This window comes from Palleronia sediminis (assembly GCF_004358695.1).
Lineage (GTDB): Bacteria > Pseudomonadota > Alphaproteobacteria > Rhodobacterales > Rhodobacteraceae > Palleronia > Palleronia sediminis.
Genome location: NZ_SNAA01000003.1, coordinates 147989 through 173011, shown reverse-complemented (window position 1 = coordinate 173011; position 25023 = coordinate 147989). Strand labels below are relative to the sequence as shown.

30 protein-coding genes are annotated in these 25023 nt (G+C 67.9%); 17 read left to right on the top strand and 13 right to left on the bottom strand.

Going from position 1 to position 25023, the window contains the following annotated elements:
- The first annotated feature begins 100 nt into the window (after positions 1-100).
- Positions 101-1690, top strand: coding sequence for a murein biosynthesis integral membrane protein MurJ (gene murJ / locus E2L08_RS04600; protein WP_133395885.1), 1590 nt, complete (start codon positions 101-103; stop codon positions 1688-1690).
- On the opposite strand, the gene E2L08_RS04595 is transcribed toward murJ, so the two are convergent.
- Positions 1681-2367, bottom strand: a complete 687-nt coding sequence (locus E2L08_RS04595; protein WP_133395884.1) for a rhomboid family intramembrane serine protease — start codon at positions 2365-2367, stop codon at positions 1681-1683. The genes murJ and E2L08_RS04595 overlap by 10 nt on opposite strands.
- 76 nt (positions 2368-2443) lie before the next feature.
- On the opposite strand from E2L08_RS04595, the gene trpS reads away from it, so the two are divergent.
- From trpS to E2L08_RS04520, 15 genes are all read left to right on the top strand, one after another.
- Positions 2444-3463 (top strand): tryptophan--tRNA ligase, encoded by a 1020-nt coding sequence (trpS, locus tag E2L08_RS04590; protein ID WP_133395883.1) that lies wholly within the window; start codon positions 2444-2446, stop codon positions 3461-3463.
- Positions 3464-3543: 80 nt separating this feature from the next.
- On the top strand, positions 3544-3975 hold the full coding sequence (locus E2L08_RS04585) for a universal stress protein (RefSeq protein ID WP_133395882.1): 432 nt from the start codon (positions 3544-3546) through the stop codon (positions 3973-3975).
- 80 nt (positions 3976-4055) lie between these two features.
- Positions 4056-4919 (top strand): branched-chain amino acid aminotransferase, encoded by an 864-nt coding sequence (locus E2L08_RS04580; protein WP_133395881.1) that lies wholly within the window; start codon positions 4056-4058, stop codon positions 4917-4919.
- 69 nt (positions 4920-4988) lie between these two features.
- The gene (locus E2L08_RS04575; RefSeq protein ID WP_133395880.1) at positions 4989-5444 is read left to right on the top strand and encodes a universal stress protein; all 456 of its coding nucleotides are present in this window, start codon (positions 4989-4991) and stop codon (positions 5442-5444) included.
- Complete coding sequence (locus E2L08_RS04570; RefSeq protein WP_133395879.1) at positions 5441-6187, top strand: acetyltransferase domain-containing protein; 747 nt, start codon at positions 5441-5443, stop codon at positions 6185-6187. The genes E2L08_RS04575 and E2L08_RS04570 overlap by 4 nt, the downstream gene beginning before the upstream one ends.
- A 68-nt stretch (positions 6188-6255) precedes the next feature.
- The gene (locus E2L08_RS04565; RefSeq protein ID WP_133395878.1) at positions 6256-6816 is read left to right on the top strand and encodes a NifU family protein; all 561 of its coding nucleotides are present in this window, start codon (positions 6256-6258) and stop codon (positions 6814-6816) included.
- Complete coding sequence (gene tsaB, locus E2L08_RS04560) at positions 6809-7438, top strand: tRNA (adenosine(37)-N6)-threonylcarbamoyltransferase complex dimerization subunit type 1 TsaB (RefSeq protein WP_133395877.1); 630 nt, start codon at positions 6809-6811, stop codon at positions 7436-7438. The genes E2L08_RS04565 and tsaB overlap by 8 nt, the downstream gene beginning before the upstream one ends.
- Positions 7435-7848: a GNAT family N-acetyltransferase gene (locus E2L08_RS04555; RefSeq protein ID WP_133395876.1), complete on the top strand. Its 414-nt coding sequence runs from the start codon at positions 7435-7437 to the stop codon at positions 7846-7848. Before tsaB ends, E2L08_RS04555 begins: the two co-directional genes overlap by 4 nt.
- A 154-nt stretch (positions 7849-8002) precedes the next feature.
- Entirely contained in the window at positions 8003-9004 is a 1002-nt protein-coding gene (locus E2L08_RS04550; protein ID WP_133395875.1) for a BMP family lipoprotein, read from the top strand.
- A 72-nt stretch (positions 9005-9076) separates the two neighbouring features.
- A complete protein-coding gene (locus E2L08_RS04545; protein ID WP_133395874.1) occupies positions 9077-10663 on the top strand; it encodes an ABC transporter ATP-binding protein in 1587 nt (528 codons plus the stop codon).
- 46 nt (positions 10664-10709) lie between these two features.
- On the top strand, positions 10710-11825 hold the full coding sequence (locus tag E2L08_RS04540) for an ABC transporter permease (protein ID WP_133395873.1): 1116 nt from the start codon (positions 10710-10712) through the stop codon (positions 11823-11825).
- Positions 11822-12787, top strand: coding sequence for an ABC transporter permease (locus tag E2L08_RS04535; protein WP_133395872.1), 966 nt, complete (start codon positions 11822-11824; stop codon positions 12785-12787). Before E2L08_RS04540 ends, E2L08_RS04535 begins: the two co-directional genes overlap by 4 nt.
- A 1-nt stretch (position 12788) precedes the next feature.
- Positions 12789-13592, top strand: coding sequence for a purine-nucleoside phosphorylase (locus E2L08_RS04530; RefSeq protein ID WP_133395871.1), 804 nt, complete (start codon positions 12789-12791; stop codon positions 13590-13592).
- A 96-nt stretch (positions 13593-13688) separates the two neighbouring features.
- A complete protein-coding gene (locus E2L08_RS04525; RefSeq protein ID WP_133395870.1) occupies positions 13689-14600 on the top strand; it encodes a sulfite exporter TauE/SafE family protein in 912 nt (303 codons plus the stop codon).
- Positions 14597-15361: a TIGR02186 family protein gene (locus E2L08_RS04520; RefSeq protein ID WP_133395869.1), complete on the top strand. Its 765-nt coding sequence runs from the start codon at positions 14597-14599 to the stop codon at positions 15359-15361. The genes E2L08_RS04525 and E2L08_RS04520 overlap by 4 nt, the downstream gene beginning before the upstream one ends.
- Here the strand turns inward: E2L08_RS04520 and E2L08_RS04515 are convergent.
- From E2L08_RS04515 to ccrA, 5 genes are all read right to left on the bottom strand, one after another.
- The gene (locus E2L08_RS04515; RefSeq protein WP_133395868.1) at positions 15346-16884 is read right to left on the bottom strand and encodes an ATP-dependent DNA helicase; all 1539 of its coding nucleotides are present in this window, start codon (positions 16882-16884) and stop codon (positions 15346-15348) included. The genes E2L08_RS04520 and E2L08_RS04515 overlap by 16 nt on opposite strands.
- 18 nt (positions 16885-16902) lie before the next feature.
- A complete protein-coding gene (locus E2L08_RS04510) occupies positions 16903-17484 on the bottom strand; it encodes an acyl-homoserine-lactone synthase (protein ID WP_168771045.1) in 582 nt (193 codons plus the stop codon).
- A 112-nt stretch (positions 17485-17596) separates the two neighbouring features.
- Positions 17597-18310: a helix-turn-helix transcriptional regulator gene (locus E2L08_RS04505; protein ID WP_133395866.1), complete on the bottom strand. Its 714-nt coding sequence runs from the start codon at positions 18308-18310 to the stop codon at positions 17597-17599.
- A complete protein-coding gene (locus E2L08_RS04500; protein ID WP_133395865.1) occupies positions 18267-18464 on the bottom strand; it encodes a hypothetical protein in 198 nt (65 codons plus the stop codon). Before E2L08_RS04500 ends, E2L08_RS04505 begins: the two co-directional genes overlap by 44 nt.
- Before the next feature lie 212 nt (positions 18465-18676).
- Complete coding sequence (gene ccrA, locus E2L08_RS04495; RefSeq protein ID WP_133395864.1) at positions 18677-19951, bottom strand: crotonyl-CoA carboxylase/reductase; 1275 nt, start codon at positions 19949-19951, stop codon at positions 18677-18679.
- A gap of 353 nt (positions 19952-20304) precedes the next feature.
- Between ccrA and E2L08_RS04490 the strand changes: the two genes are divergently transcribed.
- On the top strand, positions 20305-20616 hold the full coding sequence (locus E2L08_RS04490) for an H-NS histone family protein (protein ID WP_133395863.1): 312 nt from the start codon (positions 20305-20307) through the stop codon (positions 20614-20616).
- A 127-nt stretch (positions 20617-20743) separates the two neighbouring features.
- Here E2L08_RS04490 and E2L08_RS04485 read toward each other — a convergent pair whose 3' ends face one another.
- Genes E2L08_RS04485 through sdhC form a run of 7 tightly spaced genes read right to left on the bottom strand, consistent with a single transcriptional unit; the run spans position 20744 to position 25001 of the window.
- The gene (locus E2L08_RS04485) at positions 20744-21523 is read right to left on the bottom strand and encodes a succinate dehydrogenase iron-sulfur subunit (RefSeq protein ID WP_133395862.1); all 780 of its coding nucleotides are present in this window, start codon (positions 21521-21523) and stop codon (positions 20744-20746) included.
- 18 nt (positions 21524-21541) lie between these two features.
- The gene (locus E2L08_RS04480; RefSeq protein ID WP_133395861.1) at positions 21542-21865 is read right to left on the bottom strand and encodes a hypothetical protein; all 324 of its coding nucleotides are present in this window, start codon (positions 21863-21865) and stop codon (positions 21542-21544) included.
- Complete coding sequence (locus E2L08_RS04475) at positions 21862-22140, bottom strand: hypothetical protein (protein WP_240758112.1); 279 nt, start codon at positions 22138-22140, stop codon at positions 21862-21864. Before E2L08_RS04475 ends, E2L08_RS04480 begins: the two co-directional genes overlap by 4 nt.
- A complete protein-coding gene (locus E2L08_RS04470) occupies positions 22137-22412 on the bottom strand; it encodes a hypothetical protein (protein WP_133395860.1) in 276 nt (91 codons plus the stop codon). The genes E2L08_RS04475 and E2L08_RS04470 overlap by 4 nt, the downstream gene beginning before the upstream one ends.
- Positions 22412-24214 carry a succinate dehydrogenase flavoprotein subunit gene (gene sdhA, locus E2L08_RS04465; RefSeq protein WP_133395859.1) on the bottom strand — a complete coding sequence of 601 codons (1803 nt, stop codon included), beginning with the start codon at positions 24212-24214 and terminating at the stop codon, positions 22412-22414. Before sdhA ends, E2L08_RS04470 begins: the two co-directional genes overlap by 1 nt.
- Before the next feature lie 14 nt (positions 24215-24228).
- Positions 24229-24600 (bottom strand): succinate dehydrogenase, hydrophobic membrane anchor protein, encoded by a 372-nt coding sequence (locus E2L08_RS04460; RefSeq protein ID WP_133395858.1) that lies wholly within the window; start codon positions 24598-24600, stop codon positions 24229-24231.
- Positions 24601-24611: 11 nt separating this feature from the next.
- Positions 24612-25001: a succinate dehydrogenase, cytochrome b556 subunit gene (gene sdhC / locus E2L08_RS04455; RefSeq protein ID WP_133395857.1), complete on the bottom strand. Its 390-nt coding sequence runs from the start codon at positions 24999-25001 to the stop codon at positions 24612-24614.
- Positions 25002-25023: the final 22 nt, after the last annotated feature.

The following is a 25023-nucleotide window of genomic DNA, read 5'->3' as shown; positions in this document are numbered from 1 at the left end:
AGATCGAAAGCCCCGAGATGCCCGGCCTCGCGCGCCCCGCCCCCCTGTCTTCTCTTTCCAAATACCCCACGGCACTCCGCCGGCCGCGGGGCGTCCGGCCATGAGCGGCGCGCCGCGGCTCATCAAGGGCTTCCTGACCGTCGGGGTCTGGACGCTGGTCAGCCGGGTGCTGGGATTCGCGCGCGACATCGCCATCGCCGCCTATCTCGGCGCGGGCCCGGTGGCCGAGGCCTTTCTCGTCGCGTTCTCCCTGCCCAACATGTTCCGCCGCTTTTTCGCCGAGGGCGCGTTCAACATGGCCTTCGTCCCGCTCTACGCGAAGAAGCTCGGCGAGGGGCGCGAGGCGGCGGATGCGTTTGCCCGCGACGCGGTTGCGATGATGGTGGCGGGGCTGACGCTGTTCACCGTGATCGGGGTGCTGGCCATGCCGGCGCTGGTGCTGGCCATGGCCAGCGGGTTCGCCGAGGATGCGCGCTTCGATCTCGCCGTGGCCTACGGACGGATCGCCTTTCCCTATATCCTGCTCATCTCGCTCGCGGCGCTGGTCTCGGGCGTTCTGAACTCGGCCGAGCGTTACCTCGCCGCCGCCGCCGCGCCCGCCCTGCTCAACATCGTGTTCATCTCGGCGATGGCGCTGGCGGCCGCGATGCCCGGCACGGCGCAGGCGCTGCTCGGCGCGACCGAGACGCCGCGCGTCGTGGGCCGCGCGCTGGCGCTGGCGGTGCCGCTGGGCGGGATCGCCCAGCTTGGACTGGTCTGGTGGGCGGCCGCGCGGGCGGGCCACCGGCTGTTGCCGCGCCATCGCCCGAGGCTTACCCCCGAGCTGAAGCGTCTGCTCGTCATCGCCGCGCCCGCGGCGCTGGCCGGCGGCGTGGTGCAGGTGAACCTGCTCGTCGGTCGGCAGGTCGCCAGCTATTTCGACGGGGCCGTGGCGTGGCTGAACTATGCCGACCGGCTCTACCAGTTGCCGCTCGGCGTGGTCGGCATCGCCATCGGGGTCGTGCTGCTGCCGGACCTGTCGCGCCGCCTCAAGGCGGGGGACGACGCGGGCGGGCGCGACGCGCTGAGCCGCGCGGCCGAGTTCGCGCTGCTGCTGACCGTGCCCTGCGCGGTGGCGTTCCTCGCGGTGCCCGGACCGCTGGTCTCGGTGCTGTTCCAGCGCGGCGCCTTCGACGCGGGGGACGCGCAGGCCACGGCGCTGGCGCTGACGATCTACGGGCTGGGGCTGCCGGCCTTCGTGCTGCAGAAGGTCTGGCAGCCGCTCTATTTCGCGCGCGAGGATACCCGCACGCCGCTGCGTTTCGCGCTGGTGTCGCTGGTGGTGAACGCGGCGGTGGCCATCGGCCTCGCCCCGGTCATCGGCTTTGCGGCCGCGGCGCTGGGCACCACGCTGGCGGCCTGGGCGATGGCCGCGCTGCTGGTGCGCGGCACGGGCGGGATGGGCGATACGGCACGGCTCGACGCGCGGGTGATGGGCCGGATCCCGCGCATCGTCGCGGCGTCGCTCGCGATGGGCGCGGTGCTCTGGGCGGTCGAGCGCGCGCTGGCGCCGCTTTGGGGCGGCCCGGCCGAAGGGCTGGCGCTCGCGCTTCTGGTGGGTGCGGGGATCGCCGCCTATTTCGGCATCGGCGCCTTGATCGGGGCGGTCGTCTGGCGCGAGATCCGCGGCGCGCTGCGCCGTCAGCGCTGACGCAGCTTTTCCATGACCCGCGACCACCCGCCGGGTGAGACCACGAAGGACAGCAGGAACCCCGCGCAGAACCCCGCGAGGTCGGCGACCCAATCGAGCCCGGTGCCGAACAGAAGGCCGAAGGCAAGCTGGATGCCCATGAGCACCGCGATCAGGCGAAAGGCCTGCAACCGGCTTTCCCCGATCGCGCCGAGCCCGGTCCACAGGATGAAGGTATAGGCCCCGATCAGCCCATAGACCGCCGGATAGCCCCCGACGAGCGCGGTGGGCGTGTCGAGAAGCAGCCCGTAGGTCGCCGCGCCGAGGATGGCCGAGCCGGCGAAGACCGCGACCGTGGCCCATTGCGAAAAGGTCTCGGCCACCATCTTGCCCAGCGCCAGCAGGAACACAAGCACGAACAGCGCGTGTCCCGCGCCCAGATGCACGAAGGCATAGCTCAAGAGCCGCAGAACCTCGCGCGGGGGCCAGACGTTCAGCGCGATCATGCGGTCGAAGACCTGCGGCGCGAAGGCGAAGGCGTTGAGCGCCGAGAGCCGCATCCCCACCCCCGAAGCGCCGCCCACGATCCCGGCATTGCCAAGCTGGAACAGGATTTCGGGCACCGCGATCAACGCGGCCAGCGCGATCACGACGGGCGGCAGCGCGTTGAACGGATTGACGTTGGGGTTCAGCGACATGCGATGGGGTTTCCTTGACGGGGTCTGGCCCCCTCGGTAAGCCAGCGGCGCCGCCTTTTCCAGCAGGACAGAACCCATGACCGAGCCCCGCTTCACCCCGCGCGTCTTCTCGGGCATCCAGCCTTCGGGGGGGCTGACGCTGGGCAATTACCTCGGCGCGATCAAGCGTTTCGCCGACATGCAGGAGGCCGGCGGGCACCAGACGATCTATTGCATGGTCGACATGCACGCGATCACCGTCTGGCAGGACCCGGCGGCGCTGACGCGCAACACGCGCGAACTGGCGGCGGGATACCTCGCCGCAGGGATCGACCCCGAACGCTCGATCCTGTTCAACCAGTCCCGCGTGCCCGAGCATGCGCAGCTTGCCTGGATCTTCAACTGCGTGGCGCGGATGGGCTGGATGGGCCGCATGACGCAATGGAAGGACAAGGCCGGCAAGAACGCCGAAAACGCGTCGCTGGGGCTTTTCGCCTATCCCGCGCTGATGGCCGCCGATATCCTCGTCTATCATGCGACGCATGTGCCCGTGGGCGAGGACCAGAAACAGCATCTCGAGCTGACCCGCGACATCGCGGCCAAGTTCAACCACGATTACGGGGTCGAGTTCTTTCCCATGACCGAGCCCGTGATCGAGGGCACGGGCACCCGCGTCATGTCCCTGCGCGACGGCACCAGGAAGATGTCCAAATCCGACCCGTCGGATGCCAGCCGCATCAACCTGACCGACGATGCCGACGCCATCGCGCGCAAGATCCGCAAGGCCCGGACCGATCCCGACCCGCTGCCGCAGGACTACAAGGCGCTTGACGGCCGCCCCGAGGCCCGCAACCTCGTCAACATCTTTGCCGCGCTCCGCGATATCTCGACCGACGCGGCGATGGCGCAGGTCGGGGGGCAGAATTTCGGCGAGTTCAAGCCGATGCTGGCCGATCTCGCGGTGGAAAAGCTGGCCCCCGTATCGGCCGAGATGGCGCGGCTGATGAACGACCCGGCCGAGATCGACCGCATCATGGCCCGCGGCGCCGAGCGCGCGCGCGAGATCGCGGCGCCGATCCTGGCCGAGACCTATCGCATCACCGGCATGATCGGCTGAGGCGGTCGGGGGCACGCCCTGCCCTTCACACCCGGCCCCGTCGGACTAGGCTTCGTGCGACTGCAAAAGGAGTGCGACCGATGTTCACGCATATCATGGCCCCCGTCGACATGACGGCCCTGCCGACATTGAAACGCGCGCTGGACGCGGCCGCCGACATGGCCCGCCATCACGGCGCGCGCGTGACCTATGTCTCGGCGACCAACAACACGCCCGGCCGGGTCGCGCGCACCCCCGAAGAGTTCGGCGCCAAGCTTGCCGCCTTTGCCGAGGAGCAGGGCAAGACCCACGGGATCGAGACCGCGTCCCATGCGCTCGTCCTGCACGACGCGCGCCACGATCTCGACCGGGCGCTGGTGCGCGCGGCCTCGGACCTCAAGGCCGACCTGGTCGTCATGGCGTCGCACGAGCCCAAGTTCTCGGATTACTTCTGGTCGTCGAACGGGGGCGCGGTGGCCGAACATGCCCGCGCCTCGGTTCTGATCGTGCGCGGCGGCCCGACGCCGGCCTGATCGCGCATGGCGCAGCCGGGCTGGACCTCGGGCGGGCCGCGATGTTTAGTCCCGCCGAAATCGGGACAGAGGGGCAAGGCATGGCGACCGGCACGGATATCCGCACCTGGTATCGAGGCAAGTGGCACGACGACGACGTGCCGGTGATGCGCGCCGCCGATCACGGGGCCTGGCTCGGGTCGACGGTGTTTGACGGGGCCCGCTTTGCCCACGGGGTCGCGCCCGACCTTCTCGCCCATTGCGAGCGGGTCAATGCCTCGGCGCGCGCGCTCGCGATCACGCCGACATTCACGGCGCAGGCCATCCACGATCTCGCCTGGGAGGGGCTGAAACGCTATCCCGCCGATGCCGCCGTCTATATCCGCCCGATGTACTGGGCCATCGACGGCGGCGCCGGGGCCATCGCGCCCGGCGGGGTCGAGACGGGGTTCTGCATCTGCCTCGAAGCGATCCCGCTGGCGCCCGACGACGCCACGGTGACGCTGACGCGGACGCGGTTCCGTCGGCCCGTGCTCGAGGATGCGGTGGTCAATGCCAAGGCCGGCTGCCTTTATCCCAACAACGCGCGCATGATGATGGAGGCGCGCGCCAAGGGCTTCGGCAACGCGCTGGTGGCCGACGCGCTGGGCAATGTCGCCGAAAGCGCCACGGCCAACGTGTTCATCGTGCGCGACGGGGTGGCGATGACGCCCGTGCCCAACGGCACCTTCCTTGCCGGGATCACGCGCAACCGCCATATCGACCTGCTCCGCCGCGACGGGGTCGAGGTGCGCGAGACGGTGCTGGGTTTCGCCGATGTCGAGGCCGCCGACGAGGTCTTTCTGACCGGCAACATGTCCAAGATCACCCCCGTCACGGCCTTTGACGACGTGACCTACCAGGCGGGGCCGATCGCCGCGCGGGCGCGCAAGCTTTACTGGGACTGGGCGCTGAGCGCGGCCTGACCCGGTCGCGCGCGGGCCGAGTTGCGCGGCGCCGGCCGCTGCGCCATTCTGCCCCGCGGAGGTATCCCGATGCGCAAGTTCCTTGTGGTGCTGGACGACAGCCGCGAATGTCTCAACGCGATGCGTTTCGCGGCGATGCGCGCGGCCAATACCGGCGGCGGTGTCACGATCCTGTCGATCATCCCCCCCGAGGAGTTCAGCCACTGGATCGGCGTCGGCACGATCATGCGCGAAGAGGCGCGCGAGCGCATCCACGCCCATTTCGAGGTATTCGCCAAGTGGATGCGCGACCGGCTGAACGTCGATCCCGAGCTTGTCATACGCGAGGGCGAGCATGTGCCCGAACTGCTGGCCCATATCCGCGAGGATCCCGAGATCGGGGTCGTGGTTCTGGGCGCGGGACAGGGCAAGCAGGGGCCGGGCCCGCTGGTCACGCAGCTCGTGCGCGTCTCGGGCGGGCTGCCGGTGCCGCTGACCATCGTGCCCGGCGGGCTCGACAAGACCCAGCTCGAGCAGATCACGTGACCGACACGCCCGCGCGGGCGACCCCGCTTTCGGCCGCGCCGGCGCAGCGGATCGCCTGGATCGACCGGGCGCGGGGCGTCGCGCTGATCGCGATGATCGTCTATCATTTCAGCTTCGACCTCAGCTTTCTCGGCATCGTCGACTGGCCCGTGGGCGGTCATCCGCTCTGGCGCGGATTCGCCATGGCCATCGCGGGCAGCTTTATCGCACTGGCGGGACTGTCGCTGGCCATCGCCGCCCAAGGGGGCCTGCGATGGCGGCCCTACCTGCGGCGCCTGTTGCGGATCGCGGCAGCGGCGGCGGTGGTCACGGTCGCGACCTGGGCCGCGATGCCCTGGCCGGTGTGGTTCGGCATCCTGCACGCCATCGCGACATTCTCGGTGCTGGCCCTGCCCTTCGTGCTGCTGCCCGCCCGCATCGGCGCGCCCGCCGCGGCGCTGGCGGGCATCGTCGTCTTTGCGGGGCAGTGGCTGTTCGTCTCGCCGATCTTCGCAAGCCCCTGGCTGACCCCGCTGGGCCTGTCGCCGACGCCCCTGCCCTCGTTCGATTACGAGCCGATCTTCCCGTGGTTCGCGCTCATGCTGCTGGGCGTCGCGCTGGCCCCGGTCGTGCCGCTGCGCCGCGGGCCGGTCGCGGGCGATCCGGTGGCGCGCATGGGGCGGAACAGTCTCGCGATCTACCTGCTGCACCAGCCCATCCTGCTCGGGCTGCTGATCGCGGCCCAGCGGATCGGGCTAATTTAGAATCGTTCCAAGGATTGACACGCGCCCGGCGGCTTCGCATATCGGGGAGGTACTGAAAGGGCTGTCCGATGTTCATCCAGACCGAAACCACGCCGAACCCCGCTACGCTGAAGTTCCTGCCCGGCCAGACCGTGCTGGACAGCGGGACCGCCGATTTCCCGACGCCCGACGCGGCGGGCGACTCGCCGCTCGCGCAGCGGATCTTCGGGGTCGAGGGCACGACGGGGGTGTTTCTCGGAAACGACTTCGTGACCGTGACCAAGGCCGAAGGGGCCGAGTGGGACCATATCAAGCCCGCGATCCTCGGCGCCATCATGGAGCATTTCCAGTCCGGCCAGCCGGTCATGACCACCGATGGGCAGGCCGCCGGCGGCCATGCCGCGCATGACGGTCCCGACGGCGAGATCGTCGTCCAGATCAAGGAGCTGCTGGACACCCGCGTGCGCCCGGCCGTCGCGCAGGATGGCGGCGACATTACGTTCCACGGCTTTGACCGGGGCGTGGTCTATCTGCATATGCAGGGCGCCTGCGCCGGATGCCCCTCGTCCACGCTGACGCTCAAGATGGGGATCGAGAACCTGCTGCGCCATTACATCCCCGAGGTGGTCGAGGTTCGCCCGGTTGCCTGACCCGCGACCGACCCTCGGGTTCGACACATCGGCCGCGCATTGCGCGGCCGCTTTGCTGTCGGGCGAGCGCATCGTGGCCCATCGCCACGAGGACATGACCCGCGGTCAGGCCGAGCGGCTGATGGTCCTGCTGGGCGAGCTGCTGCAAGAGGCCGGCGCCGAATGGGCCGATCTCGACCGGATCGCCGTGGGGGTCGGGCCGGGCAACTTCACCGGCATCCGCATCTCGGTCGCTGCGGCGCGCGGCCTGTCCATGGGGCTCGGCATCCCGGCGGTCGGGGTCTCGACGCTCGATGCGCTCGGGCTGGGATGCGCCCGCCCCTGCGTGACCAGCGTCGATGCGCGCGGCGGCAAGCTCTATCTCGCGGCGGAGGGCGGCGCGCCCGAGATGGCCGCGCTCGACGCGCTGCCCCCTCTGCCTGACGGGGCAAGGGTGATCGGGTTCGAGGCGGCGCGCCTTGCCGCGGCCTGTGGCGGGCGACCGGCCGAACCGGCGATGCCCTTGGCCGAGGCCATCGCGCGGATCGGGGCGGCGGCCGATCCCGGCGCCGCCCGGCCCGCACCGCTCTATATCCGCGCGCCCGATGCCGCGCCCGCGCGGCCCGCGCCGCCCATCGCATGACCGACGCCGAGCTTGCGCGCCTGCACGCCGCCGCCATGACGGTGCCGCGGCCGTGGTCGGCAGCCGAGATCGCGACGCTCAGGATGATGCCGGGCGCCATCCTCGCCATCCGGCCCGACGGCTTCGCCATCGGGCGCGTCGTTCTGGACGAGGCCGAACTGTTGACCGTGGCGGTCGCCCCGCACGCGCGGCGCCGGGGTCTGGGGCGCGCCCTGCTGGCCATCTATCACGCCGAGGCGCGGGCGCGCGGCGCGGGGCGCAGCCTGCTCGAGGTCGCAGACGGCAACCGGGCCGCCCGCGCGCTTTACGAGGCCGAGGGCTATGCCGCCTGCGGGCTGCGCCGCGCCTATTACACCGAGGCGACACCGCCCCAGGACGCCATCGTGATGGCCCGCGACCTCGCCCCATGACGCAACGAGAAGCGCCGTTTCACCCGGCGCTGGCGCGTTTGTGGCCGCTTCCGGTCTTGACCCTTCGCGGCCGCTCCGGCCTTATCGCGGGGTCACGAACGGATCGCGGCGCGCCGTGCGCCGACGATCCGCAGGCATCTGGGAGAGACCGACCATGACCTTCACGAAAACCCTTCTCGGCGCGGCCGCAGCGGGCGCGCTGCTGGCGGGGGCCGCCTCGGCCGAGCCGGGGCTCATCATCGACCTCGGCGGGAAGTTCGACAAATCCTTCAACGAAAGCGCCTTTACCGGCGCCCAGCGCTGGGTCGAAGAGACCGGCGGCGACTACATGGAGACCGAGCTGGCATCCGAAGCGCAGCGCGAACAGACCATGCGCCGCATGGCCGAGCGTGGCGCGAACCCGGTCATGGTGCTGGGCTTTGCCAATGCCTCGACGCTCGAGACCGTGGCGCCCGACTATCCCGACACCACATTCGTCATCGTCGATGCGGTGGTCGACCAGCCCAACGTGCAATCGGTCGTCTTTGCCGAGCACGAGGGCAGCTATCTCGCCGGCATGATGGCGGCTATGGCCTCGGAAACGGACACGGTCAGCTTTGTGGGCGGCATGGACGTTCCGCTGATCCGCAAGTTCGCCTGCGGCTATGCCCAGGGCGCCAAGGCGGTGAACCCCGATATCGAGGTGATCTCGAACATGACGGGCACCACGCCCTCGGCCTGGAACGATCCCGTCAAGGGCGGAGAGCTGACGCGCAGCCAGGTCAGCCAGGGCTCGGACGTGGTCTATGCCGCGGCGGGCGGCACCGGCACCGGCGTTCTGCAAGCCGCCGCCGACGAGGGCATCATGGCCATCGGCGTCGACAGCAACCAGAACTACATGCATCCGGGCACGATGCTGACCTCGATGGTCAAGCGCGTGGACAACGCCGTCTATGACGCCTTCGAGGCCGCCCAGAACGGCAATCTCGAGACCGGGTTGCAGGAAAAGAATCTCAGCAACGATGGCGTCGTCGTCGCCATGGACGAGTTCAACGCCGATCTCGTCACCGAAGAGATGACCGCGGCCGTCGAACAGGCCAAGGCCGATATCGTCTCGGGCGAGATCCAGGTTCACGACTATTCGTCGGATGACAGCTGCCCCGCGCTCGATTTCTGATCCGACAGTGAAACGCAGGCCGCGCCGCCGATCCGGGCGGCGCGGCCGACCCCTTGCAAAGGCCGCCTCCGCATGACCGAGCCCGCGATCGAGCTGAAAGGCATCTCCAAGTCGTTCGGGCAGGTCCAGGCCAACAGGAATATCTCGATCCGCGTCATGCCGGGCACGATCCACGGCATCATCGGCGAGAACGGGGCCGGGAAATCGACGCTGATGTCGATCCTCTACGGGTTCTACAAGGCCGATTCGGGCGACGTGTTCATCCGCGGCACCCGCACCGAGATCCCCGACAGCCAGGCCGCGATCGCCGCGGGCATCGGCATGGTGTTCCAGCATTTCAAGCTGGTGCAGAATTTCACCGTGCTCGAGAACATCGTCCTCGGCGCCGAAGAAGGCCCCCTTCTGCGAAGCTCGCTCGCGCGGGCGCGCAAGCTGCTCAAGCAGCTTTCCGATGAATACGAGCTTCACGTCGACCCCGATGCCCGGATCGAGGATCTGGGCGTGGGGATGCAGCAGCGCGTCGAGATCCTCAAGGCGCTCTATCGCCGGGCCGATATCCTGATCCTCGACGAGCCGACGGGCGTTCTGACCCCGGCCGAGGCGGATCACCTGTTCCGCATCCTCCAGGGGCTCAAGCGCGAGGGAAAGACCGTCATCCTCATCACGCACAAGCTGCGCGAGATCATGGAGGTGACCGACACGGTCAGCGTCATGCGCCGTGGCGAGATGGAGGCGACGGTGAACACCGCCGAGACCAGCCCCGAGGAGCTGGCCGAGCTGATGGTCGGCCGCAAGGTGCTGCTGCGCGTCGACAAGGCTCCCGCCACGCCCGGCGACGTGGTGCTCGAGGTCGAGAACCTGTCGGTCAGGGACGATGCCGGCGTCGAGCGGCTGCGCGGGGTGTCGCTTCGGGTGCGTCGGGGCGAGATCCTCGGGCTGGCCGGTGTGGCCGGCAACGGGCAGTCAGAACTGCTCGAGGTTCTGGGCGGGATGCGCGAGGGGCGCGGCCGCGTCACGATGAACGGCACGGCGCTGGACCTGACGGGCGCGCGGTCGGACGCCCGCACGCGGCGCCAGCGCGGCATCGCCCATGTCCCCGAGGACCGCCAGCGCGAGGGGCTCATCATGGAGTTTCACGCCTGGGAAAACGCGGGCTTCGGCTATCACGACGATCCGCGTTTCAACCGCGGGCTGCTGATGGATAACGAGGCGCTGCGCGAGGATGCGCGCGCCAAGATCGCCCGGTTCGACATCCGCCCCACCGACCCCTGGCTGACCGCCAAGAGCTTTTCGGGCGGCAACCAGCAGAAACTCGTCATCGCCCGCGAACTCGAGCGCGAGCCGGACCTCTTGCTGATCGGCCAGCCGACCCGCGGCGTCGATATCGGCGCGATCGAGTTCATTCACGAGCAGATCGTGGCGCTGCGCGACCGGGGCAAGGCGATTCTGCTGGTATCGGTCGAACTGGACGAGATCATGGCGCTGTCGGATCGCATCGCCGTCATGTTCGACGGCCGCATCATGGGCGAGCGCACCCCCGGCGAGACGAACGAGGGCGAGCTGGGTCTGTTGATGGCCGGCATCACCGAAACCGACCGCGACCATTCCGTGGCCGAGATCGAAGCCAACCTGGCGCGGCGCGCGGGCAAGACGGCATGACCGCCCCGCCCCCCGCACCCCCCCTTTCCGCAAGGAGCCCCGCCTGATGGACAAGCTGCCCCGCTGGGCCGATATCGCGCTCGTCCCCTTCATCAACCTCGCGCTGGCGCTGATCGTGTCGGGGCTGGTCGTCGCCCTGATCGGGCAGGATCCGTTCGAAGCCCTCGCAATCATGGTGAACGGCGCCGTCGGGTCGAGCTATGGCTGGGGCTACACGCTGTATTACGCGACCAATTTCGTCTTTACCGGGCTCGCCGTCGCCGTGGCCTTTCACGCGAGCCTCTTCAACATCGGCGGCGAGGGGCAGGCGCAGCTCGGCGCGTTGGGCGTGGCGCTGGTCTGCCTTGCCGTGCCATGGCCGCATTGGACGCTCGCCTTGCCGGTGGCGATCCTCGGCGGCGCGCTCTTCGGGGCGGCATGGGCCGCGATCCCGGCCTATCTCCAGGCGCGTCGCGGCAGCCATATCGTCATCACGACGATCATGTTCAATTTCATAGCCTCGGCGCTGCTGGTCTATCTGCTTATCTCGGCGCTCAAGGCTCCGGGCATGGCGCCCGAGACGGTCCGCTTTCCCGAAGGCGCCCGCCTGCCCACCGCGCTCGAGGTGTTCGGCGCCATCGGCATCCCGTTCAGCCGCACCCCCCTCAATGTCAGTTTCATCGTCGCGCTCATCGCCTGCTGGGGGGTCTGGGTGCTGATCTGGCGCACCCGCCTCGGATACGAGATCCGCGCGTTCGGCCGGTCCGAGCCCGCGGCGCGCTATGCCGGGATTTCGCCCTTTCGGATCACGATGCTGGCGATGCTGATCTCGGGCGGGCTGGCCGGCTTGATGGCGGTCAACGCCGTGATGGGCGAGCAGGAGCGGCTGATCCAGGACAACGTGCTGGGCGCGGGTTTCGTCGGGATCGCCGTGGCGCTGATGGGGCGGTCGCATCCGGTGGGCGTGCTGCTTGCGGCGATCCTGTTCGGCGCGCTTTACCAGGGCGGCGCCGAGCTCGAGTTCGAGACCAGCGTGCCGCGCGAGATGGTCGTGGTGATCCAGGCGCTCGTGATCCTGTTCACCGGCGCGCTCGACGGGATGGTGCGCAGCCCGCTCGAGCGGGTGTTCCTGACCTTCCGCAAACAGCCGAAACCCGGCCTCGCCCCGGAGACGCGCCCATGAGCTTTGTCGATATCGTCCAGATCCTCGACTCGACGATCCGGCTGGCGACGCCGCTTTTGCTGGCCTGTCTCGCCGGGCTGTTCTCGGAACGGGCGGGCGTGTTCGATATCGGGCTCGAGGGCAAGATGCTGGTCGCGGCCTTCTTTTCGGCGGCGGTGGCGGCGGTCACGGGACAGGTCTGGGTCGGGCTGCTGGCGGGCGTCGGGGCGGCGATGGTGTTCGCCCTCATCCACGGGCTCGCCTCGATCACCTTTCGCGGCGACCAACTCATCTCGGGGGTGGCGATCAATTTCCTCGCTGCCGGCATGACGGTGCTGATCGCGCAGGACTGGTTCGCGCAGGGCTCGCGCACCCCGGCGCTGTCCGGCGACGCGCGGTTCTCGTCCATCGACCTGCCCTTTGCCGAGGCGCTGTCGGGCGTGCCCTATCTCGGGCCGATCTATGCCGAGGCGCTGTCGGGGCACACGATCCTCGTCTATATCGCGCTGCTGGCCGTGCCGGCGACGTGGTACATCCTGTTTCGCACCCGCTTCGGGCTGAGGCTGAGGGCGGTGGGCGAGAACCCCGGCGCGGTCGACACGGCCGGGGTCAGCGTCACGCGGCTGCGCTATGCCGCCGTGATGATATGCGGCCTGCTGACCGGGCTTGCGGGGGCCTATCTCGCGACCGGGCTTGCCGCCGGGTTCACCAAGGACATGACGGCAGGGCGCGGGTTCATCGCGCTGGCCGCGCTGATCTTTGCCAAGTGGCGGCCCTGGCACGCGCTGGGTGCCTGCCTGCTGTTCGGGTTCCTCCAGGCGGTGTCGAACCGCTACTCGACGCTCGATTTCGGGATCGTGCAGATCCCCAATGCCTTTGTGCTGGCGCTGCCCTATATCCTCACCGTGGTCATCCTGGCCGGGTTCGTCGGCAAGGCGATCCCGCCGCGGGCGGGCGGTCAGCCCTATGTGAAGGAGCGTTGATATGTCGGTGAACTCGATCGTGTCCGAGATCCATGTCGCGGCGGGCGAGGGCTCGGTCGAGATGGGGATCGTGCTCGGCTCGGGCCTGGGCCACCTGGCCGACGCGCTCGACACGACCGAGGGCGGCATCATCCCCTATGACCGGCTGTCGGGGTTTCCGCATGCGGGCGTCTCGGGCCATTCGCCGCGACTGGTCATCGGCACGCTCGAAGGGCGGCGGATCGCGGTTTTCGCGGGGCGCGCGCATTACTACGAGTCGGGCGACCCGACGCTGATGCGCCGCCCTCTCGAGGTGCTCAAGGGTCTGGGCGCCGAGACGGTGATCCTGACCAACGCGGCCGGATCGCTCGACCCCGACATGCCCACGGGCAGCGTGATGATGCTGAGCGATCATATCAATTTCTCGGGGCTGAACCCGCTGATCGGGGAGCGGACCGACGCGCGCTTCGTGCCGATGGGCGGGGCCTATGACGCCGATCTGCGCGCCGATCTGCGCGCGGCGGCCGAGGCCACGGGCACCGAGCTGCACGAAGGCGTCTATGCCTGGTATTCCGGCCCCTCTTTCGAGACCCCGGCCGAGATCCGCGCCATCCGCATGCTGGGCGCGGATGCGGTCGGCATGTCGACCGTCCCCGAGGTCATCCTCGCACGGTTCCTGGGGTTGCGCGTCGCCGCGATCTCGACGGTGACGAACATGGCTGCCGGGCTGTCGGACGAGGCCATCGGCCACGACCACACGAAAAAGATGGCCCCGCTGGGCGCCGCCAAGCTCGAGACGATCCTGCGGCACTACCTCAAACGCTGAGCGGCGACGGCCCCGCCGCCATTCCGGGCCGACAAAGCCCGCTTTCCCCGACGGCGGGGAAGGCGCTATGCTCAAGCCCGACGCCGCGGGGGTCGCATGCAGATCTATCTTCCCATCGCCGAAGTCTCGGTGAACGTGATCCTGCTACTGGGTCTCGGCACGCTCGTGGGCGTGCTGTCGGGGATGTTCGGGGTGGGCGGCGGGTTCCTGATGACGCCGCTGCTGTTCTTTATCGGCATCCCGCCGGCCGTGGCGGTCGCGACGCAGGCCAACCAGATCGTCGCCGCGTCCCTGTCGGGGTTGCTGGCGCATCTGCGGCGACGAACGGTCGATTTCCGAATGGGAACGGTCCTGCTGATCGGCGGGATCGGCGGGTCGGCCGTGGGGGTCGAGATCTTCGCGACCCTGCGCGAGATGGGCCAGGTCGATCTGCTGGTACGGCTCAGCTATGTCGTGTTCCTCGGGATCATCGGCGCGCTGATGTTCGTGGAGTCGCTGAACGCCATCCTGCGCAGCCGCTCGGGCGCGGCACCGGCGCGGCGGCGTCATACATGGGTCCATGCACTGCCCGGCAAGGTCAAGTTCCGCACCTCGGGGCTCTACATCTCGGTGCTGCCGCCGATCGCCATCGGCTTTCTCGTCGGGATGCTGGCCGCGATCATGGGGGTGGGCGGCGGGTTCGTTCTGGTCCCGGCGATGATCTACCTGCTGGGGATGCCGACCAAGGTCGTGATCGGCACGTCGCTGTTCAACATCGTTTTCGTCGCGGCCTTTACCACGATGATGCACGCGATGACGACCTATACCGTCGACGTGGCGCTGGCGGTGCTGCTGCTCGTCGGGGGGGTGATCGGCGCGCAGGTGGGCACGCAGATCGGCCTCAAGATGAAGGCCGAGCAGCTGCGCATCGCGCTTGCCGGGCTGGTGCTGCTGGTATGCGGCAAGCTCGCGCTCGACCTGCTGCTGCGGCCCGACGAACTCTATTCCATCGCGCCGGTGATCGGATGATCCGGGCCGCGCTCGTCCTCGTCGCGCTGGCGCTGACATTCGCCCCGGCGGCACGGGCCGAGGATATCGTGTCGGGGCTGAGCAAGAACCGCGTGTCGATCTCGGCAAATTTCGACGGCACCGAGATCCTCGTCTTTGGCGCGGTCAAGCGCGAGGCCCCGATCGAGCCGGGTCGCACCGGGGTCATCGTCACCGTCGAAGGTCCGGCGCAGGAGGTCACGGTGCGCCGCAAGGACCGCCGCGCCGTCATCTGGATCAACAATGCCGCGCTCGAGGTCGACCACGCCCCCAGCTTTTACGCGGTGAACGCCTCGGGCCCCATCGACGATATCCTGAGCCGGGTCGAGGATCTGCGCCACGGCATCACGACCCGCAGCGCGATCCGGCAGGTCGGCGGGACCGCGCAGGTGGACGACCCCTCGGCCTTTGTCACGGCGCTGATCCGCATCCGCGAGGCGCAGGGGCTGTTCCAGTCGAACCCGCGGGCGGTGACGGTGCGCGAGAACACCTTGTTCGACACGTCGTTCACGCTGCCTGCGAACCTTGTCGAAGGGGTCTATACCTCGCGCATCTTCCTCACCCGCGACGGGCAGATCGTGGCCGAGGCCTCGTCCTCGATCTATGTCGAAAAGGTCGGGCTGGAGCGGTTTCTCTACAACCTAGCCCATGAGAACCCGGCGCTTTACGGGATCATGTCGCTGGTTATCGCCGTGGCCGCGGGTTGGGGCGCCTCGGCGGCGTTCCGTTACCTCAACGCCTGAGGATCCTCGGGCACAAGCTCTAGCGCGGCGGCGGGCACCGTCAGATCGTCGGTCGATAGCGGCCCCTCGGGGCGGGCCAGGCGGTTGCGCATGACCCAGTGCAGCCGCGTCTCGGCCCGCGTGATCGCGACATAGGCGAGTCGTTTCCACAGCGGCACGCCCGCCTCCATCCGGCCGACGCGCGCGGCGGCCCAGAGGTCGGGGGCAAAGACCTGTACCTCGGGCCATTGCGAACCCTGCGCCTTGTGGATCGTGACCGCCGCGCCATGAAGAAAGGCGGCGCCCATGCGCGCGGCATAGGGGATGAACGGCTCTTCCTCGTCGGGCAGCTCGATCTTGACGATCGAGGCGACATTCACCCGCGGCTCGGGGGCGCCGACGACATGGATGCGGCTGAAGCCCGGTTTCTTTCCCTCGCCGAGGTAAATGACCTGCGCGCCCTTGATGAGGCCGCGCGCCTCGAGGTCGATGCGTTTCTTGCGATGCTTGAGCGGCAGTTCGATCCCGTCGCAGACCAGCGGCTCGCCAGGCAGCAACGCATCGGGGGGCGCGTCATAGGCTGCACGAAAGGCCTGGATCAGTCTGATGCGGGTCGCGTTGCGCCACACCAGCGCGGGCGAGCGGGTCATCAGACCGGCATCCATCCGCCTGGCCATGACGACGCGGTCGTCGCGGGCGGCGGCCTCTTCGATCATGCGCTCGAACGCCTCGAAGGTCAGGTCGGGATCGAAAAGCGCATGAGCGAGGTCGAGGATCGGGTTGTCGGCCTCCTGCCGGTGGATGCGGCCCAGCGCGATGACGCTGTCCTGCGGCAAGGTGTCGAACACCATCTCGCCCGATTGCTGCACGGGGGCCAACTGCGCGGGATCGCCGAACAGGATCAGGGTCGGAAAAACCTCGCGCAGATCCTCGAACTGGCGCTTGTCCAGCATCGAGGCCTCGTCGATCATCCCGATATCGAGCGGCTCGTCGCGGCGTTTCCAGCCCGTGATGAAATCCGAGCCGCGCAGACCCGCCGCGGCCAGCGCGCCGGGGATCGAGTTCATCTGCTGGTAGAAGGCATGCGCCCGGTCGAGCGCCGCGTCGGTCAGGTCCGCGATCTGGGGCCGCTCGCCCTGCCCGGCCAGCCATTCGGCGATCTTTTCGTATTCGGGGTCATAGACGGGCGTATAGAGGATCCGGTGGATCGTGGTGGCCGGCACGCCGCGCCCGCGCAGCACGCTCGCCGCCTTGTTGGTGGGCGCGAGAATGGCCAGCGTGCGCCGCTCGCGCCGGCGCCGCGCCTCGTAATCGCCCGAGATCACGTCGACCCCGGCCGCGGCCAGCGCGCGGTGCAGATCGGCCAGCAAGAGCGTCTTGCCCGAGCCCGCGCGGCCGGTGATCGCCATCACCCGCTGGTCGCCTTCGGCCAGGGGCGTCGCGGTGCCATGGGCGAGGTCCACCCCCGCCGAGGCGAGGAGCGACCCGACGCGGGTCATGGCCCGTTCCTGGTCGGGGGACAGGGTATGGGCGGGCAAATTCATGCCCGCCTTCTAGACCGCTCAGGCGACCCGGTCGAGCGTAACCCGCGCCCGCGCCTCGAGCGCGGCGCGCGGGGCTTGCAGGAACTCCCACGACCCGAGGCACAGCGCGTCGCGCCCCGGCCCCGACCGCGACACGACCCGGACGGGCCAACCGAGCCGGGCATAGACGCGCTCCATCCGGGCGTCGAACACGCCGAAGGATCGCCGCCAGCCCCGCCGCAGTCCAAGGCCCAGCGCCCCCAGCAAAAGCTCGGCCGCGACATGGCCCGCCGCCCCCGGCGCGATGCATAGACGCGTGCATTCGACCGCGCCGGGCATCGCCCAGCCGCCGGGCGCAAGCTGGGGGAAATGCTCGGCGATCATGGTGCGGCCGGTGGCAGGCAGGAACCGCATCGACCCGGCATGACGCCCTGCGGCGTCCGAGGCGACGACATAGACCGGGTCGAGCGCGTCGTACTGGTCGATTTCCCGCCCCTCGGCATCGACGCCCACATCCCAGGCGAGGCGGTCGACGAACTGCGCCGCGCGGTCGCGGAACATGCCGTCGGCGAGATCGGGCTGACGGTCCAGACCGGCGCGGCCATCGAGGTAATGAATCATGGGAGCCCTCCATTGCGTGACGGAGGACAGTTGAGCGCGCATTGTCTTACCGAACCGCTACCGGGCCGCGCGGGGCGTTAACCCTTGGGTAAGGTATCGCGTCGCCCGTCGGTCAAAGGGCGATCAGCCCCTTGGCTATGGCGCGGGCGACGGCATGGGTCGTGTTGGTCGCGCCGAGCTTGTTCCGGGCGGATTCGATATAGACGCGCAGCGTATGCTCGGAGATCTCGAGATATCTCGCCGCCGCGGACCGGCTCATCCCCGAGGCCACGAGGCTCAGCGCATCGGTTTCGCGCGGGGAAAGGGCGCGGGCGGGGTCGGTATCGGTCTGGTCGATCCGCAGGGCGCATTGATTGATGTAATAGGCCGCGAGAATGGCGTCCGATCCGACCGTTTCCATCTTGCGCGCCCAGGCGTCGTCATCGGCGCAATCGTTCAGGGTAAAAAGCGCGAATTGCCCCCCCGGACCGCGCATCGACAGCGACATGCCCTGCCGCCCCAATCCGTATTCCTGCGCCTCGGAAAGCAGGGTGCGGGCCGCGCGCCCCGACCAGTCGGCCTCTTTCCAGTCAAAGGCATCGACCCGCCGCAGCCCTTCGGCCACGACGGGATCTATGCGGGTGTATTCCTGCGCGACATACCGATCGACCCAGGCCTGCGAATAGGTGACGGCACCGTATTCGGAGCCGGTCCGGCTGACCGAATGGTAACTTACATGCAGGACGCCCAGCACATCGCGAAGGGCAAAGACATGATCGGTCAGCGCATCGCGCTTGACGACTTCACGCAGGCATTCGACCCAATTGAGAAATCGCCCGTTGGGCATGATGTGATGCACCCTCCGCGGGGAACTCCGCCTCGACACGTTCGGCCGCAACAGATGCGGCCGACCGCAGCAGACCCGCCAACTCGTCCATTTCGTTCATGTCGGCATAGCTCACGAGGTCTTCGATCACACCGACGATCCAGTCTTCCGACATGTCACTCATTCCTCAGAGGGGTTAATGATTAGTTAATGACATATTACCCCACCGTGCGGTGCCCCGGTATTCGCGGATCCACACTCCCCCTTTCGGGGGGGAGCGGCACATCCCAAGCTACTGGAAACAAAAGGGTTCGCCCCCAGGTTGGCCGCCCCAGCCCCGTCCAGACCCGATTCTCTCGTGGCTTGGACGCAACGGTGATTCCCGCCTTACGGGGTGGCCGCGCGGGCATCCTCGATCGTGCGCAGCCCCGCACGCGGCGACATGACCAGCACCGCCATGTTGCCCGGCTTGTGTTCGTTGCGGCGCATCTTGGTATGGGCGGCCGGCATGTCCGCCCAATCGAACACCTCGGACAGGCAGGGGTCAAGGCGGCGGTCCACCATTAAGCGGTTTGCCGCCGCCGCCTGCTTGAGATGCGCGAAATGGCTGCCCTGTATGCGCTTTTGGTGCATCCAGACATAGCGCGCATCCATCGTCAGATTGAACCCCGTGGTCCCCGCGCAGATCACGACCATGCCGCCTTTCTTGCAGACGAAGGTCGAGACGGGAAAGGTCGCCTCTCCCGGATGCTCGAACACGATATCGACGTTCCGGCCCTTGCCGGTGACGTCCCAGATCGCCTTTCCGAACCGGCGCAATTCGGCGAACCATTCGGCATATCGGCGCGAACCGACCTGGGGGAGCTGCCCCCAGCATGCGAATTGCCGCCGGTCGATCACGCCCCTTGCACCCAGCCCGAGAACGAAATCGCGCTTGTCGTCATCCGAGATCACGCCGATCGCATTCGCGCCCGCGGTATTGATGAGCTGGATCGCATAGGATCCGAGCCCCCCGCTCGCCCCCCAGACCAGCACGTTCTGTCCGGGCTTGAGCTCGTGGGGGTGATGGCCGAACAGCATCCGGTAGGCCGTGGCCAGCGTCAGCGTGTAGCAGGCCGATTCCTCCCAGGTCAGGTGACGCGGCCGCGGCATGAGCTGCTGCGCCTGGACGCGGGTGAATTGCGCGAATGACCCGTCCGGCGTGTCGTAGCCCCAGATCCGTTGCGACGGCGAGAACATCGGATCGCCGCCGTTGCATTCCTCGTCGTCGCCATCGTCCTGGTTGCAGTGGATCACGACCTCGTCGCCGACCTTCCACGACCGGACCTTGTCGCCCACCGCCCAGACGATGCCCGCCGCGTCGGACCCCGCGACGTGATAGGGCCAATCATGCAGGTCGAACGGGCTGATCGGCTGGCCCAGCCCCGCCCAGATGGCGTTGTAATTGACCCCGGCCGCCATGACGAGCACCAGCACCTCGTAGCTATCGGGCCGCGGGGTGGGCACGACCTCGAGCTGAAAGCTGTCCTCGGGCTCGCCGTGACGCTCGGGGCGGATGGTCCAGGCATGCATCGTCTCGGGCACATGGCCGAGGGGCGGGATGACCCCCATGGGGCAGGGTTGCCCGCGGCCGGTCCGGGCCTGTGGCCTGTCGATCTCCATGACCGGGCACCCCTGCTGGAATTGCGCCGCGATGCGGCTTGCCGCGCGATCCTATGAACCGACGGCATCCGATGCAATCGCGACCCGAGGCTCTTGGATGGCCCCGGCGCGGCGTCTCGAAGAGCGATTTCGCGCGGCGGGATTTGACGGCGAAACGACATGGGTATCGGCGGTCGAATGGCGAATACCCGTGGCATCGAAATAACCGAAACGGTCGATACGCCCGGCATGAAACTGCACAAAAAGACAGGATCGGCGGATTCCCGCAAATGGCGAGTGTCGTTTTTTCTTGCCTTTATGGGGGATTCAATTCATCTGGCAGCTAATGGCAACCGCATGAACGGGAAAAGAGAATGGCGATCGACCTCGACAAGATGTCCGAAAAGGAACTGCAGGATCTTCGCCTCAGAATCGATCAGGCGATGGCGAGCCTCAAGGATCGGCGCCGCGCCGAGGCGCGTGCCGCGGCGGAACGTGCGGCGGCCGATATGGGCTTTTCGCTGGACGAACTGGTGGGCGCGCAGAAAAAGACCGCGCGGAAATCGGCTCCCAAATATCGCAATCCCGAGGATCCGCGCCAGACCTGGACCGGAAAGGGTCGCCAGCCCGGCTGGATCAAGGACGGGTTGAACAGCGGCAAGACACTGGACGATTTCGCGATCTGACGCGGATCGGGGGCGGTTTCGATTAGCCCCAATTCGACCGGCGGCGCGAACAGCGAAATGCCGAGCCCTCGGACCGGGGGCTCGGCATTGTCGTATTGGCGGGGCGCATCGGCGCCCGGTGCGCCGTTCAGACAGCGCGTTCGATCATGAGCTTCTTGATCTCCATGATCGCCTTTGCGGGGTTCAGCCCCTTGGGGCAGGTCCGGGCGCAATTCATGATCGTATGGCAACGATACAGCTTGAACGGGTCCTCGAGATCGTCGAGCCGTTCGCCCGTCGCCTCGTCGCGGCTGTCCACGATCCAGCGATAGGCGTGCAAAAGCGCGGCCGGCCCGAGATACTTGTCGCCGTTCCACCAATAGGACGGGCATGCGGTCGAGCAGGATGCGCACATCACGCATTCATACAGCCCGTCGAGTTTCTTGCGATCCTCGATGGATTGGCGCCACTCGGTCTGGGGGCGGTTCGTCTTGGTCTCGAGCCAAGGCATGACGGCGGCATGCTGGGCATAGAAATGGGTCAGGTCGGGAATGAGGTCCTTGACCACGGGCATATGCGGCAGGGGATAGATCTTGACGTTGCCCTTGACCTCGTCGATCCCGTAGATGCAGGCCAGCGTGTTGATCCCGTCGATATTCATCGCACAGGATCCGCAGATCCCCTCGCGGCAGGACCGCCGGAAGGTCAAGGTCGGGTCGATCTCGTTCTTGATCTTGATGAGCGCGTCCAGCATCATCGGGCCGCAGCTGTCGAGATCGACGAAATAGGTGTCGACGCGGGGGTTCTCGTCGTCGTCGGGGCTCCAGCGATAGATCTCGAACGTCTTGAGATTGGTCGCGCCTTCGGGCTTCGGCCATGTCTTGCCGGTCCGTATCCTGGAATTCTTCGGCAGCGTCAGTTGCACCATGGGATCACCCTTCGTCTTTCACGTTCGATATGACGCGGGGGCCGGCGTTGCGACACCCCTCTGCGTCAGACAGTCGCCCATCGCGGGGCGGGACATGATCGTGGCCAGCGTCTGCCGCGCGGCCTCGTCCGGGCCGGTCACGGCATCCCCGGCCAGCGCGTCGATCTCGCGCGTCGTGGCGGTCTGCATCGCGCAGTCGAGCGCCGGCTCGAGCGCAAGCGCCGGATACTCGGCCAGCAGGGCCCGCGACAGGACAGACCGCGCGGCGTCGCGGGTCAGGCGGTCGAGATCGGCCGCCGAGCATCCCGCCAGCGCGATCCCGAGGATCAGCAGCACCCTCATGGGATATAGGGCCGGATCGGCCCCTGCCCGCTGCGCGCGCGCATGCAATCATCATAGACCGCCTGCGGGTCGCGCCCGGCCAGCGCATCGCTGGTGATGCCGATCACGAAATCGGTCGAGGCGCGCCCCCCCGATCCGACGCCCACCGATACCGCGCCATAGGGACCGGACGCCCGGTTCGCCTGCTCGGTGCAAAGACGCGCCGCCGCCTCGGGCGACATCGGCCCGCAGGCGGCGAGCGTCGCCGCGAGCCCGAGGGAGACGCGCCCGATCACCGGCAGCCCATGGCCGCGCGCAGCCCGTCCTTGACGACATAGCCCGCCCCGCCGCTGAACACGCTGTCCGAGGCGCGGTGCGGATAGGGGCAAAAAAGGCGGGTCCGCGGCACGGGCGGCGGCGGCAGATCCGCCGCGGCGAGCCCCGACCAGGCGGGGCCCGGCACGATCAGCGCGTCGCCCTGCACATACGCGCCACCGCCCTGTCCCCCAGCATGGGCGGCAAGCGCGCCCGAGACGCCGATTGCGAGGGCCAGCAGGGACGCGCGCATCAATAGACCCTCGCCTTGGGCTTGATCTTTTCGGGGTCGATCCCGCCCTCGTTATGACCCAGCAGCGGGTTGGTATGGACGGGCCGAAAGCTCAGATCGACCTTGCCGTTCACCCGCGCGATGGTGTGCACGCGCCAGTTCTCGTCGTCGCGGTCGGGATAATCCTCGTGCGCATGGGCACCACGACTTTCCTTGCGGGCCTCGGCGCCGACGATGGTGGCCAACGCGTTCGGCATCAGGTTGGTCAGCTCGAGCGTCTCCATGAGATCCGAGTTCCAGACCATCGAGCGGTCGGTGACGCGGATATCGTCGAGCTTGCCCGCCACGCGGTACATCTTTTCAACCCCCTCGGCGAGCGTCGCGTCGGTGCGGAAAACGGCGGCATCCTCCTGCATGGTGCGCTGCATCTCGTCGCGCAGCTCGGCGGTTGGAACGGTACCCTTCGCATGGCGCAGCCCGTCGAACCGGTCGAGCGCGAACTGCACGCTCGACTTGTTCAGCGTCGGGTTGGCGGATTTGGGGTCGACGACCTTGCCCGCCCGTATGGCGGCGGCACGGCCGAACACCACGAGGTCGATCAGGCTGTTCGATCCGAGCCGATTGGCGCCATGCACGCTGGCGCAACCGGCCTCGCCCACGGCCATGAGGCCCGGCACGACGCGGTCGGGATCGTCCTCGGTGGGGTTCAGCACCTCGCCCCAGTAATTGGTCGGGATGCCGCCCATGTTGTAATGAACGGTCGGCAGGACCGGGATCGGCTCCTTGGTCACGTCAACGCCGGCAAAGATCCTGGCGGATTCCGAGATACCCGGCAGCCGCTCGGCCAGCGCCTCTTTCGGCAGGTGGTTGAGGTTGAGGTGGATGTGGTCGCCGTTCTTGCCGACCCCCCTGCCCTCGCGGATCTCCATGGTCATGCAGCGCGACACCACATCGCGCGAGGCGAGATCCTTGTAGGTGGGGGCATAGCGTTCCATGAACCGCTCGCCCTCGGAATTGGTCAGATAACCGCCCTCGCCCCGCGCGCCTTCGGTGATGAGGCAGCCGGCGCCGTAGATGCCGGTGGGGTGGAACTGCACGAACTCCATGTCCTGGAGCGGCAGGTTCTGGCGCGCCACCATGCCGCCACCGTCGCCGGTGCAGGTATGGGCCGAGGTCGCGCTGAAATAGGCGCGCCCGTATCCGCCGGTCGCGAGAACCGTCATCTTGGCATTGAAGACATGGATCGAGCCGTCCTCGAGACACCACGCGACGACGCCCTGGCACTGCCCGTCCTCGGACATGATGAGGTCGATGGCAAAATACTCGATGAAGAACTCGGCGTCGTTCTTGAGCGACTGCCCGTAGAGCGTGTGCAGGATGGCGTGACCGGTGCGGTCCGCGGCGGCACAGGTCCGCTGCACCGGGGGGCCCTCGCCGAACTCGGTCGTGTGGCCGCCAAAGGGACGCTGGTAGATCTTGCCCTCTTCGGTGCGCGAGAAGGGCACGCCGTAATGCTCGAGCTCGTAGACAGCCTTGGGCGCCTCCTGCGCGAGATATTCCATCGCGTCCATGTCACCCAGCCAGTCCGACCCCTTGATGGTGTCGTACATGTGCCATTGCCAATGGTCGGGGCCCATGTTGCCCAGCGAGGCCGCGATGCCGCCCTGCGCCGCGACGGTATGGGACCGGGTCGGAAAGACCTTGGTGATGCAGGCCGTCCGCAGCCCGTTCTCGGCTAGGCCCAGCGTCGCGCGCAGCCCGGAGCCGCCGGCGCCGATGACGATGGCATCGTAATTGTGGGTCTCGAAGTCGTAGGCAGCCATTCGGGGAAGCCTCCTTAAAGGGCCAGCCGGACGAGGGCGAAAAGCCCCGCGGCGATGGCGGCATAGGCGATGCAGGTCACGGCGATGATGAGCAGCTTGCGCGTCATCCCGTCGGTGTAATCCTCGATCGCGGTCTGCGTGCCGTTCTTGAAATGCACCCAGCTCACCACGATCGTCAGCGCCGCGACGATCGCCGGGAAGGGGCGCGAGAAATGGGCGATGACCTCGGCATGGGTGGCGCCGAGGATCGGGCCGAAGGTGAACACGAAAAGCGGCACGAGGATCAGAAGACCGGTCGAGGTCTTGATCATCCCCCAGTAATGCTGGGTTCCCGACTTGGCCGATCCCAGACCCTGGGCACGTTTGCGGGCCGTCATGTAAGACATTGCCGGACTCCCTAGATGACGATGACGGTCAGGACGGTCAGGATCACCGACCCCGCGATGATCCCCCACCCGAGGATCGCGACCTTCTCGAGTTCGAACCCGCGCCCGGTATCCCAATAGAGATGCCGCAGCCCGGCAAGCGAATGATACCACAGTGCCCAGAGTGACAGAAGCATGACGATATCGCCGAACCAGGACGTGATCACGCCATTCGCCGTCTCGAACGCCTCGGGTCCGGTAGCGGCCGCGACCAGCCACCACGTGATCAGAAGCCCCGCCACGATCAGCGCGTTTCCGGTGATCCGGGTCAGGATCGAGGTCACGGAATTGAGTTGCGGGCGGTAATACGGCCCCAGCATGAACGGCGATAGCGGCCTGTTTCCGCGGTTGACGTCGGCCATCCGGCTCTCCTTCGTATGCGGG